Raw genomic sequence first — 14,351 nt, 5'->3', positions numbered from 1 at the left:
TTATTTTTAATGAATAAAAAAACGCAGGTTAACGCCTGCTTCACCAACCTTTTCCCGGTCAATAAAAGCCTGCATTAACCTGCGCTGAATCCCCGTAAACATGCCGTTATTACCGGCGTGCTTACGGATATGTTTTACCAATGAATACGCATATTCTTTCGCCGGACCGATTACCAACGTAACCTGCGGGCATAGTTCTCCCATCAACAGCCGGACATCCGTTTCCCCTGTATCGGGTTCTTCGCACCCCGTGTCGCTGCCAATGTACAACCCGCTTGCGCCCTGATTTTTTTCCGCATGGAACATGCCGCCCTTGTGCAGCGAAGCCTCGGCGATACTCTTCCCCACACAACCTATCGTGACATGCCGCTTCAAGCTGAGAAAAGCAGCATACGATTTGCGGCTCCATCGGCGGAACCGTATCGAACGGACGGTATAAAACGGCTGTTTCTTATACATGGTTACAAATTCGGTTGCGGCAAATGTATGAAAAATAATCCTATCGCCGGATATGGAAAGGGATTTATTTCATTTCATCAAACGATAATCCCCCCTCCCAACACGACATCGTTGCGGTAAAAGGCGGCTGCCTGACCGGAAGCGATAGAGGCAAGCGGTTCGTGAAGGAGGACGTGCAGTCTGCCGTCGTTAGTCTGAGTCACCGTACAGCGGTTGGCTTGCTTGCGGTAGCGTATTTTTACGATTACGTCGTCGCATCCCAACAGCGCGGCGGGATTAACAATGTTCCAGTCGGTGAGATACATTTCTGTTTTTTCGAGCGACTGCAAGCGGTCGCTGACGATAACCTTGTTTTCTTGGGGAAGAATCTCTTTCACAAACAGAGCTTTGTTCAGATAGATGCCCAGACCACGGCGTTGACCGATGGTGTAAAAAGGATAGCCTTCATGCTTGCCGAGGTAGTTCCCTTGCTCGTCGTAAAAACTGCCGGGAATGATTTCACTCGCCGGAACACGAGCCCTCAGAAACGTACGGTAATCCATCGGGCAAAAGCATACTCCCAAGCTGTCGCGCTTACGGGCTGCTTTCAAGAAGCCTCGTTCGGCAGCCAACTCACGCACTCGTGTTTTCGTCAGTTCGCCCATCGGCAGCAACATCCGGCTCAGGATGGACTGGGGAAGTCCCCATAAAAAGAACGACTGGTCTTTATCGGGGTCTGCCCCCGCAGTGATGTGCCAGTAACCGTCGATAAGCCGCCGCCTTACGTAATGTCCCGTGGCAAACCGGGCAATGCCCTCGCGATCGGCTATTTGAGACAGCAAAGGCCACTTCAGGTAATTGTTACACAATGTGCAAGGCACGGGGGTATGCCCTGCCATATACTCGCGAACGAAATAGCTGATGATGCGCTCGGCGAATACTTCGCGCACATCGTGTACCAGATGCCGAATCCCCAAACGGTTACAAAGGTCGCGCGCATCGTCGAGGTATTCCGTATCACCGTCTTTTTCATAAAACCGGAACGTAACGCCGGTCACCTCGTAGCCGGCATCCTGAAGCAGCAGAGCGGCAACCGAGCTGTCAGTTCCGCCACTCATGCCCAATAAAACTGTTTTGTTTTCTGTCATCACGCGGCAAAGATAGCACTTTTCGGGAAAGAAAACAGTTTCGCCGCCTATCGAATTTTATAACCCACCTTGCCGAGTCGTAAAACCCAGCATGGTGGGTTATATAACCCGGCACGGTGAGTTATACGACCCGCCATGCCGGGTTATAAAATGTGTCGGCAAGGGAAAATCAATCCCATGCCGATGGAAAGAAAATTTTCCGAGAGGAAAAGTTTTATATAAAAAAAGCTGCCCCACCCTGATGGATGAGGCAGCCCGTATAAAATGTTATCAGATTAATTAAGAATTACTCCGCTATCACTTGTCGGGTTCTGAGTCAATGTACTTCCGCTCGGATAAGAGTTGATAGCCGTCTGCGGGATATAATAAGTCACACGGTAATCGGTAGCAGGTACGTCATCAATAGGATGCGGACCGGGATAGCGTCTGGTCAGCGTGCCGCCGTTACGGAACACGTCATAGCTACGCTCTGCCTGATAAGCCATTTCCAACTGACGTTCCTTGTCCACCAAGTTAGCGGCATCAGCAGCAAAAGTGGCTTGGTCGTATCTGGCTTCTGCATTGATGGCACGCTCACGAATCATATTGACATCGGCTCTTGCTTCTTCAAGCAAGCCTTTCTTCACGTATGCCTCAGCGCGATTCAGGTACATTTCATCCAAACGGGAGATGATGGGTGAATGGAGTTGTGACTCCAATCCGTCTTCACGCGAACATTTGGTGATATAGAACATCGGATAACCGTTGTTCAAAGCAATCTGATAGTCGATTACACCGGTGTATGTTGCTCCGTTATAATTGATGGTGTAATACTCTTCTTCGGGAGCTCTTCCGTCTAAAAAAGGAGTGATAGTATAAGTTTCATTTCCCTCACTGCACTTCGTTCTGTCTGCATTGACCGGAAGCTGCACGTAAGTATATCCCGTACCGGTTGCATTGGGAGTGATGAAACGCAATACTTCGGTGTAATCTCCGTTATCGTCCGTAATATATTGCGGTTCGATAAATTTGGCACGTGCGTCTACGATTCCTTCGTCGCCTTTTCTCCAGTCGTTACGTTTGGTTTCGTCTAACAATTCAAGGTATTTGGCACTGGCGTACATTTCGCCCCATCCCATACCCCCGATGTTGGAGTACATACCTCCGATACCATAATAGTAGTCTGAGCCGGGGAAGTCGGCAGCCAGACGCTTGATGACAAAGATTGCTTCGGAATAGTTTTCAGGCATTGTCCGGGCAGACTTCATATAGTCTTCACGGGAAACAAGATGGAAATTGGGCGATTCAATCACACGGTCGGCGTAATAGATTGCCGAATCAGCATATTCCCTGTTCGGATTTTCATAAGTTCCGCTCATGTACAGATATACGCGCGACAGCATGGCTTGGGCTGCTTCCTTAGAGGCATAGTCGGGACTTGAAAACGAAGTGGTAATCAATTTTTCTGCCGTACGCAAGTCATTAATGGCTTGCTGGTAGGTTTCTTTCACAGTAGAACGGTCCGGCAAAGACAAGTTTCCGATTTCGTCTTCGCTGGGAGTTCCATTAACGATAGGTACTCCGAGATTCTTGTCGGGTGCTTGGTAATACGGGCGTCCGAAAGCACGGCAGAGATAGAAATACATCATACCGCGCACGTAGTAACATTCTCCCAACTTGCTGTTAAATTCTGCATCGTCGGTCTCTTTCGCCATATTGATGATGTTTGATGCCTGTGCAATCGCCTTGTATCCGTAGTCCCAGAAGTTCTGCAAACGGTAATTGTCCGGCGTACGCGAATAAGTGATAAATTCATAAAAAGCATCGGTAGAAGAACCGCGAATCATCATGTTATCGCCGGCATATTCACCCAGACGGTGCATCGGGTCTGACCATGTTTTCAACTGTGCGTACATGCCATTAAGCATATTGTCAAATAGTACCTCTTGGTTGTCTGACACTTGGTCTGATTCCATGTAACTGTTAGGGAATCGGTCTATGTCGCAAGAAGTAAGCGCTCCTCCTGTGATAGCGAGGGATAAAAGTATGGTTGAAGTTATCTTTTTCATAAAATTGCGAATTAGAAGGTTAGATTAATACCGAACATGAATTTGCGTGTAGACGGATAAAGGTCTGCTCCTGCAGTACCGATTGATTTGTATGTACCGGTTGTTGAATCATAGTAAGCAGGAACTTCGGGGTCAATACCGGAGAATCCCGTAATGGTAAACACATTCTCGGCTGTAAAGTAGATACGCATATTCTGAATGTAATACTTAGACAGGTCTAAGTTATAACCGATAGACAATGAGCGCAACTTCAGGTAATCTCCATCTTCCAGATAACGGGTAGATGCCTTGTTTGAATTGCTTCTGTTACCGTAAGACGCAACAGGGTGTGTGGCAATATCGCCTTCTTTTTCCCAGCGTGACCATCCGTCTATCAGTTTCATCTGGTTACGGTCTGTATACGCACCGTCTGAATCGTATTCCTGACGTGAATAGTTATAGATTTTGCCGCCAAGTGAAAATCCGAATGAAGCATTCAAATCTATGTTCTTCCAAACCAAAGAAGTATTGAATCCACCAAACAGCTTAGGCGATGTGGCATCTGTCATTACTTGTTTTGCTTCAGAGTAATTGCTGGTTGTTTCTCCACTGCCATCGTTCTTGTACCATAAAGGAGCTCCGTTTTTCGGGTCAACCCCTGCCCACTCACGCAAATAATATCTGTCGGTACTATAACCCACCTTCAATACCTTGTCGGCTGCTCCGGCTATTGTAGTATCATTTCCACCGCCGCCGATAATCATCATGTTCGGGTCATCGCCATACAGTTTTTCCAACTTGTTTTTGTTATAACCCATATTCAGGTCAAGGCTCCATAACCAGTCTTTGGTACGGATAATGTCACCTCCAATGGTTACTTCGATACCGGAGTTACGCATCTCTCCTACATTCTGCCAACGGCTGGTGATACCAGTCAGTCCGGAAACCGGGACTTGATATAAGATGTTAGAGGTGTATTTGTTGTAATAATCGAATACCAAGCGCAAACGGTTATCGAAGAAGTTGGCATCAATACCTACTCCGGTTGTATAAGTCTGCTCCCATGTCAAGTCTTTGTTACCTACTTGGCTGATGAGGATGGCAGGAATACCGTTATAATTAGAAGATACGGAATACAAACCATATTGCGGATATTTAGAATACGGCACATTACCTACCGAACCGTAAGAGGCACGCAGCTTCAATACATCTACCCAATCAGCCTTGAACCATTTCTCACGGTTGATGTTCCATCCGGCACTGATTGAGAAGAAATTACCATACTTCTTGTCGTCACCGAAGTTAGAAGCACCGTCACGACGGATAGATGCTTCGGCAAGATAACGGTTATCATAGTTGTAATTTACTTTGGCAAATACAGACTGTTTTGCCCATTCGGTAAGACTTCCTCCTACTGATTCGGGAGTGGCAGTGGCATCCAACACCTCAAATCCGGAAACGATACCGGTACCTTTGGCATTGATTACTTTGGATGAAGTATCCATAAACTCATAAGCCAACAATGCTTGTACGGAGTGTTTTCCAAACATCTTGTTGAAAGTCAGGTACTGGTTAGTGTAGCGCTGTATATAATTGGTTTGTTCTTCCTCTACACGTCCTTGCACTCCGGAAGCACTGTCTGTACGGGGGTCTGTATAGATAGACTGGAAATATCCCGTCCAACGATAGTTATTGACCGAAGTAAAAGTCAGCCAGTCGGTAAATCTGATATCAAAGTCGAAATTACCGGAAAATTCGTAGGTTTTCCGTGTAGTATGATTTCCGTAAGAAATGGAGTTCAGGTAATTCAAGTCAGAACTATCCACCCATCCACTGTATCGGTCGGGAACCAAATTACCCTCTTCATCATACGGACTATCCCACGGGAACATGGTATATTTGGCAGTATAGTCGTACTGAGAGTCATCTGTGTTTTTCATAGAGCCTGAGATGTTCGGCTTTATGGTCAACCAAGAAAATGGTTTATAGTTAGAGCGGTAACGGAAACTATACCGGTCGTACTTATATCCCTTTACAGTTCCTTCTTCGCTATAATATCCCAATGAGAAATAAGAACTCATTTTGTCACTTCCTCCTGATAAAGAGATGTTATAGTCTTGAGTAAATCCTGCTTGTGAAGCCAATTCCCCCCAGTCGAAGTTGGAATTTCTCAAATCAGGATTCCAACGTGAGAATTTGATATCTTCTTGATTGGGAAAAGATGCATAATAATCGTATAGTTCTGCTCCGTTCATTACTTCCATCTTTCCGTTGGTCATTGTACTCACACCCAACTTAACAGAAGCGTTTATCTTCATTTTTTCACTTTTTCCCATCTTGGTTGTCACAATAATGACACCATTGGCACCCTGTGAACCGTAGATAGCAGTAGAAGCAGCATCTTTTAATATAGTCATGCTTTCAATATCCGACGGATTTAACACACCGGGGTCTTCGCCAACAATCACGCCGTCAATAACCCACAGCGGAGAGGTGCTGCCGCTCAGAGTGGCACGTCCACGAATCTGCACAGCCCCGTTAGAACCCGGTTGTCCTGATCCCGGCGCTACATATACTCCGGAAACCTTGCCATTCAACATGTTTTCAACGGTCGGCGTAGTAATATCTTTCAGCCTGTTGTCTTTCAACGTAGACATGGCACCCGTCAAACTCTCCTTTTTCTGTACACCATAACCTACCACGATAACTTCGTCCAGTGTTTCTGCATCTTCATGCAGTTGGACGGTTTGTTCGGTGGCTGTAGCCTTTATCTCTACGGTCTTATAACCTATAAAAGAAATTTGGAGGATGGAACCAACGGGAGCACTTAACTCGTATTTTCCGTCAATGTCTGTAATCGTTCCGGTTGCAGTTCCTTTAACAAGTACATTTACTCCGATAACAGGATCGCCTGTTTTGGCATCAATGACTTGTCCTTTCAATTTCTGCTCTTGTTGTTGAATTGTCAAGTTTGCACCAGCTGAGGAAGAGGTTGCAAAAGCAGGCAAAGACGTGCAGAATAAAGCACTCGCCAATAAAATGCAACTACTCTCTGAGAAACATGTTTTTAAACTCATAGTAAATCAGTGTTGATAATGGTTAATATTTTAATCGTCGCAAATATAATGTTTTTTATAAAACCTAAAATTTTAAGAATAAAATTATTACAGAAACGCTTAAAATTTTCCTTTTTCAGAGCCTGTCGTACAAATTTTGCTCTGCCTCAGTTTGAGAATTGTTTCCGGTCTGTTTTTCTGGATAGCGGGCTATCTGACGAGTGAAAACGGGAAAAAAGACAGGTAACAAGCTAAAAAAGGGCGGATGAAATCACTTTATCGGAAAATTTAAAACAGGCTCTTGCAGCTCAACACAAGAGGAAAATGAGAAATCCGATCGGCGCATGAAAAATAGTCCGAATGGAAAGAACTTATCCGCATAAAATAAAGCACTAATGTCTGCACGCCCAAATAGCCGGCTAAATTTAAACCGCGTATTTAAAAACACTTTCAAACAGTTGATTAGCTGAGCGGAAATTTCTATTTTTGCATCGTCAAACAGAAATTACGTAATTTAATTGAAATGAATCAACAATCTGAGCTTATCGCCAAAACCTTTCAGGGACTGGAAGAGGTGTTGGCACAAGAACTCACTGAATTAGGAGCCGACAACATTGAAATCGGACGCCGCATGGTTTCTTTTACCGGAGATAAAGAAATGATGTATCGCGCAAATTTTTGCTTACGCACGGCAATCCGCATCTTAAAACCTATCAAACATTTTACAGCTCAAAACGCAGACGAAGTATACGACGCGGTAAAAAGTATCGAATGGACGGACTTTCTCAACAACACGGACAGCTTTGCAGTAGATGCCGTAGTGTTCTCAGAAACGTTCCGACACTCTAAATTCGTAGCGTACAAGGTGAAAGATGCCATCGTGGATTACTTCCGCGAACGTACGGGCAACCGTCCGTCGGTACGCATCAACAACCCGGATTTGGCGATTAACATACACATTGCTGAAAACCAGTGTACGCTTTCGCTGGACAGTTCGGGCGAATCGCTGCACCGGCGCGGATATCGCCAAGAGCAGGTAGAAGCTCCACTAAACGAGGTACTGGCGGCAGGAATGATTCTGATGACGGGATGGCGCGGCGAATGCGACCTGATTGACCCGATGTGCGGGTCGGGTACTATCCCCATTGAGGCTGCCTTAATAGCCCGAAACATTGCTCCGGGGGTTTTCCGCAAAGAATTTGGATTCGAGAAGTGGAAAGACTTCGACCAAGAACTTTTCGACAACATTTATAATGATGACTCGAAGGAACGCGAATTTACACACAAGATTTACGGATACGACAATAACCCGAAAGCGAACGAAATAGCCACGCATAACGTAAAGGCGGCGGGAGTGAGCAAAGACGTTGTATTGCGTATTCAGCCGTTCCAGCAGTTTGAACAGCCGACCGAAAAGAGTATCATCATCACGAATCCGCCTTACGGTGAACGCATCTCGGCAAACGACTTGTTGGGTTTGTATCAGATGATAGGCGAACGGTTGAAACATGCTTTCGTAGGCAACGATGCTTGGATTTTGAGTTATCGCGATGAGTGTTTCGACCAAATCGGGCTGAAACCATCGGTGAAAGTGCCTCTGTTTAACGGTGCATTGGAATGTCAGTTCCGTAAATATCAAATATTCGACGGCAAATACAAGGAATTCCGCACGGAACATGAGGGTGAAGAATTCAAGCCTAAGCGTGAAGAAGCATCGTTCCGTCCTCGCCGACGCGGTGAAAAGGTGGAATACGGCAAACGGGAACGCCGCGACGGATTCCGCAACGAACGCCGACGGGATGACTCACGCGGAGGACGCCGCAGAGATGATTCCCGTGAAGAACGCCGCAGGGATTTTCGTCCGTCATCGGAAGGACGCCGCCGCAAGCCCAATGTTCCGCAATACATACATCGGCGCAGACAGACGGATAAAAGCGATGAATAACAAACAACAATAAATCGGGTAAGGGCAGGCTCACGAGTCTGCCCGAATCTTCAAAAACATCAATCCAAACAACGAATCAAAATGAAACGTATATTCCAACTTTTCGTTTTATACTGTATGACTACATTTGCTTTATCTGCCCAAGAGAAAAGCCCGTACACGCTGGAAGACGTGATTCCGGGGGGAGCTAATTACTTTAATCTGACTCCGAAGAACATGCCGGGGCTGGACTGGTGGGGCGATGTATGTGTACGCGCCGACGTGGAAGACATAAAGACGGTAGACGTAAAGAGTGGCGAAGAAACCACGCTCGTTACGCTGGAAGAGGTGAATGATGCCTTGAAATCGAAAGGGCTAAAACCGCTTTACTCGCTGATGAGTGTATCTTTTCCGTGGGCGGAACAAAAAAAGATTTATTTCCGACACGACCGTTATTCTGTTATATATGACTTCGGAAGCAAGGACATCAGTCTGTGTACGCAGCTCGGCAAAGAAAAAGAACCGGCAAACCCTGACTTCTGCCCGGCAAATAGCCATACGGCTTACACCATAGGAAACAGCCTGTTTGTTGACGGTACGCAAATCAATCCGAACGAAACGGAAGAAGGCGTGGTTTACGGTCAGTCGGTTCACCGCAACGAATTCGGTATCATGAAAGGCACGTTCTGGAGTCCCAAAGGAACATATCTTGCTTTCTACCGCATGGACCAAAGCATGGTGACGGATTATCCGCAAGTAAATACCTCTACGCGCATCGCCACGCTTGAGCCGGACAAATATCCGATGGCAGGTATGACGAGTCATAAAGTAACCGTAGGTATATATAATGTAAAGACAGCGAAAACTGTTTATCTGAAAGCAGGCGACCCGACTGACCGCTATTTTACCAACATCAGTTGGTCGCCCGACGAACAGAGCGTCTATGTTATCGAACTGAACCGCGACCAAAACCACGCACAACTGGTTCGCTACAACGCGGCAAGCGGAGAGAAAGAAGGTGTGTTATACGAAGAAGAGCATCCCAAATACGTAGAGCCTCAACATCCCATCGTATTCTTACCGTGGGACGACACGAAATTTATCTACTGGAGCCAGCGCGACGGTTTCCATCATCTGTATCTGATGGATACGAAATCAAGCCTGTATCCTGAATGGCAAAAGGGAAAAGATAATGAAACAAGTTTTACTAAGTCTATAAAGACCACGCCGCTGACGCAAGGCGAATGGTTGGTGCAAGACATCGTTGGCTTCAATCCGGATAAGAAAGAAGTCATCATTGCAAGCACGGAGGTGTCTCCCCTACAAACCAATATCTTTGCCGTAAACGTGAAGACGGGAAAACGTACGCCGGTGGGAAGAACAGACGGCACACACCGTGCCAAATTATCGGCAAGCGGAAAATACTTGATAGATAATTTCACCTCGTTTGAAGTGGCACGCGAAATCAGCATCCTGCCTACCAACGGGAAGAAAGGCGTTACGCTGCTGACTGCCACCGACCCGATGCGCGAACAGTTCAACCTGCCCGAAATCAGTGTAGGAACCATCAAAGCGGCAGACGGGACTACGGATTTATATTACCGCCTCATCAAACCGGTGAATTTCGACCCGAACAAGAAATATCCGGCAATAATCTATGTATACGGTGGCCCTCATGCCCAACTCATTCACAATACCCGCTTCTACGATGCACGCGGATGGGACTTATACATGGCTCAGGAAGGTTATGTAATGCTGACCGTAGACAGCAGGGGAAGCGATAACCGAGGTCTGCAATTTGAAAACTGTACTTTCCGTCATTTGGGAGTAGAAGAAATGAAAGACCAAGTAAAAGGCGTGGAGTTTCTGAAATCCCTATCATACGTAGATGGCGAACGCATTGGCGTACACGGATGGAGCTTCGGAGGATTCATGACTACCAATCTGATGCTTACCTATCCCGACATTTTTAAGGTAGGTGTGGCAGGAGGTCCTGTTATCGACTGGAAATTCTACGAAGTAATGTACGGCGAACGTTACATGGACACTCCGCAAACCAATCCCGAAGGTTACAAAGGCTCTGATTTGAAGCAGAAGGCAGGCAATCTGAAAGGACGGCTGGAAATCATTATCGGAGGAACAGATCCTACCTGCGTTCCCCAACATAGCTATACGTTCCTCCGTGCATGTATCGACGCAGGAACCCATCCCGACTTCTTTGTTTATCCGGAAGACGGACATAACATGGTAGGAAGAGACCGCGTACATTTGCACGAACACATTACGCGCTACTTTGAAGACCACTTAAAAAAGAAATAACAACAAGAAACTTTACTTTTAAACCAACATACTTATGAAACTTTTACTCTTAGGCTCAGGCGGACGCGAACATGCATTGGCATGGAAAATCGCACAAAGTCCGAAAATCGAGAAACTATACATCGCTCCGGGAAACACCGGAACGCTTGAAGTGGGCGAAAATGTTGCTATCAAAGCCGATGACTTTGCCGCAATCAAACAGTTTGTTACGAGCAACGGCATCGACATGGTAGTGGTAGGACCGGAAGACCCGCTGGTAAAAGGTATCTACGATTATTTCAAAAACGATGAAGCGCTGAAGCATGTTCCCGTTATCGGTCCATCGAAAGCGGGCGCCGTACTGGAAGGAAGCAAAGAGTTTGCCAAAGGCTTCATGCAACGTCATAACATCCCCACAGCCGGATATAAAAGCGTAACGGCTGATAACTTGGAAGAAGGATTGGCATTTCTTGAAACTCTGGAAGCTCCTTACGTACTGAAAGCCGACGGGCTGTGCGCCGGAAAAGGTGTATTGATTCTGCCTACGCTTGAAGAAGCCAAGAAAGAACTGAAGGAAATGTTGGGCGGAATGTTCGGCAATGCCTCGGCAACCGTGGTTATTGAAGAGTTTTTAAGCGGTATAGAATGTTCTGTATTCGTATTGACCGACGGAAAAGACTACAAAATTCTTCCCGAAGCTAAGGATTACAAGCGCATTGGCGAGGGAGACAAAGGACTGAACACCGGCGGCATGGGTTCGGTTTCTCCGGTTCCGTTTGCCGATACCGAATGGATGAAAAAGGTAGAAGACCGCATCATCCGTCCCACAGTAGAAGGATTGGCTGCCGAGGGAATCGACTACAAAGGCTTTATCTTCTTCGGACTGATAAACGTGAAAGGCGAACCGATGGTCATCGAATATAATGTACGCATGGGAGACCCCGAAACAGAAAGCGTAATGCTCCGCATCAAGAGCGATTTGGTTGACCTTTTGGAAGGGGTTGCCGAAGGAAACCTTGCCGAAAAGACACTGGAAATCGACCCGCGCGCTGCTGTTTGCGTGATGTTGGTATCGGGCGGATACCCCGAAGCCTACGAAAAAGGATTCCCCATGACGGGCATTGAAGAGGCAAAAGCCGGAGGCAGCATCGTATTCCATGCCGGAACAGCCTTGAAAGACGGACAGGTAGTTACAGCCGGAGGACGTGTTATCGCCGTCAGCTCATACGGGTCGAACAAAGAAGAGGCATTGGCACAATCGTTTAACAACGCCGGAAAGATTCAGTTCGAAAAGAAATATTTCCGTTCAGACATCGGGTTCGACCTCTAACCCACTCTATTGATGATTGGAAGAAACAAATTTCAATACCGCATAGCAACGGGAAGAATCACGCTTCCCGCTGCTATCCTACTGGCTGTGATTGTCTGCCTGATAAATACCAAACAGCTGACAGACGGAATCACACTTGGCGTATGTGCGGTCATGGCGTATATGCTAATCGAAATGAATACGGCGTTTGCCCTGATACGTACACGTACCGCATTCCCTCCCGCCATGTTCATGCTTTTTTTCGCAGCCTGTCCTTTCCTTTATTCTTTCTCTACACAAACGTGGGTTCCCTTGCTCTTCTTGGCTGCGATATATAGCTTATTCCAAAGCTATGAATCGCGGTATGCCTCAACAACGATATTTCATGCTTTCCTTTGCATGAGCATCGGCAGCTTGTTTATGCCGCATATCATGTATTTCATCCCGCTATTCTACATCTTAATGGGCAGCCTGCGCTCGTTCAACTGGCGCACGTTTTTTGCCGGACTTATGGGGTTATGCGTGCCTTACCTCATGCTGCTTTGCTATCATCTTTACATTACACACACGCCAGAAGTTACCTACGCCCCCTTAGTGGAAGTGATACATTTCATGCCTGTCGATTATTCCGCACTCACACTATCACAAATCATCTCATGGGCAACAATCGCTGTAATAACCGCCGTAAGCAGTACCCAAAGTCTTACGCATACCTATCAGGATAAAGTACAAACCCGTATCCTGTTGCGCAGCCTGATTGCGATAGGCGGAGGCATCCTGCTGCTGACCGTTTTACAGCCTCAGCACCTGAATGCACTTCTTCCGATACTGCTCATTACGGGCAGCATCACCAGCGGACATTTGCTGGCACTTACATTTAACCGTTTCACCCGCATCTTCCTACCCGTAGTGCTCTCACTGTGGGGATTGCTTTTCTTATTCAACTTATGGACGCATTTATTCAATTCATGACCGACTGGGGCTACTGGGGAATGTTCATATCCGCTTTCTTGGCGGGAACAATTCTTCCTTTCAGTTCCGAAGCCGTATTATTGGCATGTATCGGATTCGGACTCGACCCGGTAGGTTCTACACTCGCTACTACGGCAGGAAATGTTTTGGGAGGCCTGACTTGCTACTGGATAGGTCACCTCGGGAAAATGGAATGGATAGAGAAATATTTCAAAGTAGACCAAAAGCAAATGGAGCGTGCCAAGCGATTTATCCACGGACGCGGTTCATGGATTGCTCTATTTTCTTTCCTTCCCGTTATCGGCGATGCCATCCTGATTGTTTTAGGTCTCATGCGAGCCAACGTCTGGATAGTAACCCTCTCGATGAGCATTGGCAAATTAGGACGTTACACCATCCTCGTGGCTACAGCTTTGGGCATTTATAAATTATTTTAGCCTCATGATACAAATCGAACAAACTGCCGACGGCAGCAATACGCTTTTCGTCCCCGAACTGAACGAACATTATCATTCCGTAAAAGGGGCACTCACCGAATCGGAACACATATTTATTAATATGGGGTTGAAACATTCCGCAGTTTCTGCCCCTCACGTACTCGAAATCGGATTCGGGACGGGACTAAACGCATTTCTCACACTGTTGGAAGCCGAACGAAGCAAACGCAGCATACGGTTTACAACCCTCGAACGCTATCCCCTTGCCGAAAGCGTCGTCCGCAGCCTGAACTATCCCGAACACATCGCGCCCGAACATGCCGCAAGTTATTATGCTCTCCACCAAGCCGAGTGGAACATCCCGGTTGCCATTTCTCCCCATTTCACACTTTGCAAAATAGAAACCGACTTCACGACTTATCATTTTGAAGACAATTACGATGTAATTTACTTCGACGCATTTGCTCCCGAAAAACAACCTGAAATGTGGAGTCAGACTCTGTTCGAAACTCTATTCCGCCAGACCAACCGCGGAGGAATCCTAACCACCTATTGCGCCAAAGGAGTCGTGCGCCGTATGCTGCAATCCGCCGGATTTACAGTAGAGCGCTTGCCCGGTCCTCCGGGAGGAAAGCGGGAAATATTGCGTGCCGTCAAAGCATGAGGCTACCGTTAGTGTCGGCCAACACATGCGGTAGAACTGTCCGATTCTACCCATAGAACTTACCTGTTCTATGGGTAG

Annotated in this window: 10 protein-coding genes; 6 read left to right on the top strand and 4 right to left on the bottom strand. The window is 46.7% G+C overall.

Features of this window, described 5'->3' with window-relative positions; genetic code table 11:
- Positions 1–6: 6 nt before the first annotated feature.
- From H9626_RS08280 to H9626_RS08265, 4 genes are all read right to left on the bottom strand, one after another.
- A complete protein-coding gene (locus tag H9626_RS08280; protein ID WP_178256511.1) occupies positions 7–459 on the bottom strand; it encodes a hypothetical protein in 453 nt (150 codons plus the stop codon).
- Between the two features lie 77 nt (positions 460–536).
- Positions 537–1,586, bottom strand: a complete 1,050-nt coding sequence (gene mnmA / locus H9626_RS08275) for a tRNA 2-thiouridine(34) synthase MnmA (RefSeq protein WP_178256512.1) — start codon at positions 1,584–1,586, stop codon at positions 537–539.
- 275 nt (positions 1,587–1,861) lie between these two features.
- Positions 1,862–3,634 (bottom strand): RagB/SusD family nutrient uptake outer membrane protein, encoded by a 1,773-nt coding sequence (locus H9626_RS08270; protein WP_191710183.1) that lies wholly within the window; start codon positions 3,632–3,634, stop codon positions 1,862–1,864.
- 11 nt (positions 3,635–3,645) lie between these two features.
- Positions 3,646–6,690 carry a SusC/RagA family TonB-linked outer membrane protein gene (locus H9626_RS08265; RefSeq protein ID WP_191710182.1) on the bottom strand — a complete coding sequence of 1,015 codons (3,045 nt, stop codon included), beginning with the start codon at positions 6,688–6,690 and terminating at the stop codon, positions 3,646–3,648.
- Between the two features lie 502 nt (positions 6,691–7,192).
- Here H9626_RS08265 and H9626_RS08260 point away from each other — a divergent pair.
- The 6 genes from H9626_RS08260 to mnmC2 all read left to right on the top strand — a co-directional run bounded on the left by H9626_RS08260 (position 7,193) and on the right by mnmC2 (position 14,273).
- Complete coding sequence (locus tag H9626_RS08260; RefSeq protein ID WP_191710181.1) at positions 7,193–8,614, top strand: THUMP domain-containing class I SAM-dependent RNA methyltransferase; 1,422 nt, start codon at positions 7,193–7,195, stop codon at positions 8,612–8,614.
- Between the two features lie 81 nt (positions 8,615–8,695).
- Positions 8,696–10,912 carry a S9 family peptidase gene (locus tag H9626_RS08255; RefSeq protein ID WP_191710180.1) on the top strand — a complete coding sequence of 739 codons (2,217 nt, stop codon included), beginning with the start codon at positions 8,696–8,698 and terminating at the stop codon, positions 10,910–10,912.
- A 34-nt stretch (positions 10,913–10,946) separates the two neighbouring features.
- Positions 10,947–12,221, top strand: coding sequence for a phosphoribosylamine--glycine ligase (gene purD / locus H9626_RS08250; protein ID WP_191710179.1), 1,275 nt, complete (start codon positions 10,947–10,949; stop codon positions 12,219–12,221).
- 12 nt (positions 12,222–12,233) lie between these two features.
- Positions 12,234–13,172, top strand: coding sequence for a hypothetical protein (locus tag H9626_RS08245; protein ID WP_178256517.1), 939 nt, complete (start codon positions 12,234–12,236; stop codon positions 13,170–13,172).
- Positions 13,148–13,609, top strand: a complete 462-nt coding sequence (locus H9626_RS08240; protein ID WP_178256518.1) for a YqaA family protein — start codon at positions 13,148–13,150, stop codon at positions 13,607–13,609. The genes H9626_RS08245 and H9626_RS08240 overlap by 25 nt, the downstream gene beginning before the upstream one ends.
- A 7-nt stretch (positions 13,610–13,616) precedes the next feature.
- Entirely contained in the window at positions 13,617–14,273 is a 657-nt protein-coding gene (mnmC2, locus tag H9626_RS08235; protein ID WP_191710251.1) for a tRNA (5-methylaminomethyl-2-thiouridine)(34)-methyltransferase MnmC2, read from the top strand.
- The last annotated feature ends 78 nt before the right edge of the window (positions 14,274–14,351 follow it).

The sequence above is a fragment of the Phocaeicola faecium genome (assembly GCF_014837055.1).
GTDB lineage: Bacteria > Bacteroidota > Bacteroidia > Bacteroidales > Bacteroidaceae > Phocaeicola > Phocaeicola gallinarum.
The sequence above is the reverse complement of the archived record's forward strand: the minus strand, read 5'-3'. Positions and strand labels throughout refer to the sequence as shown.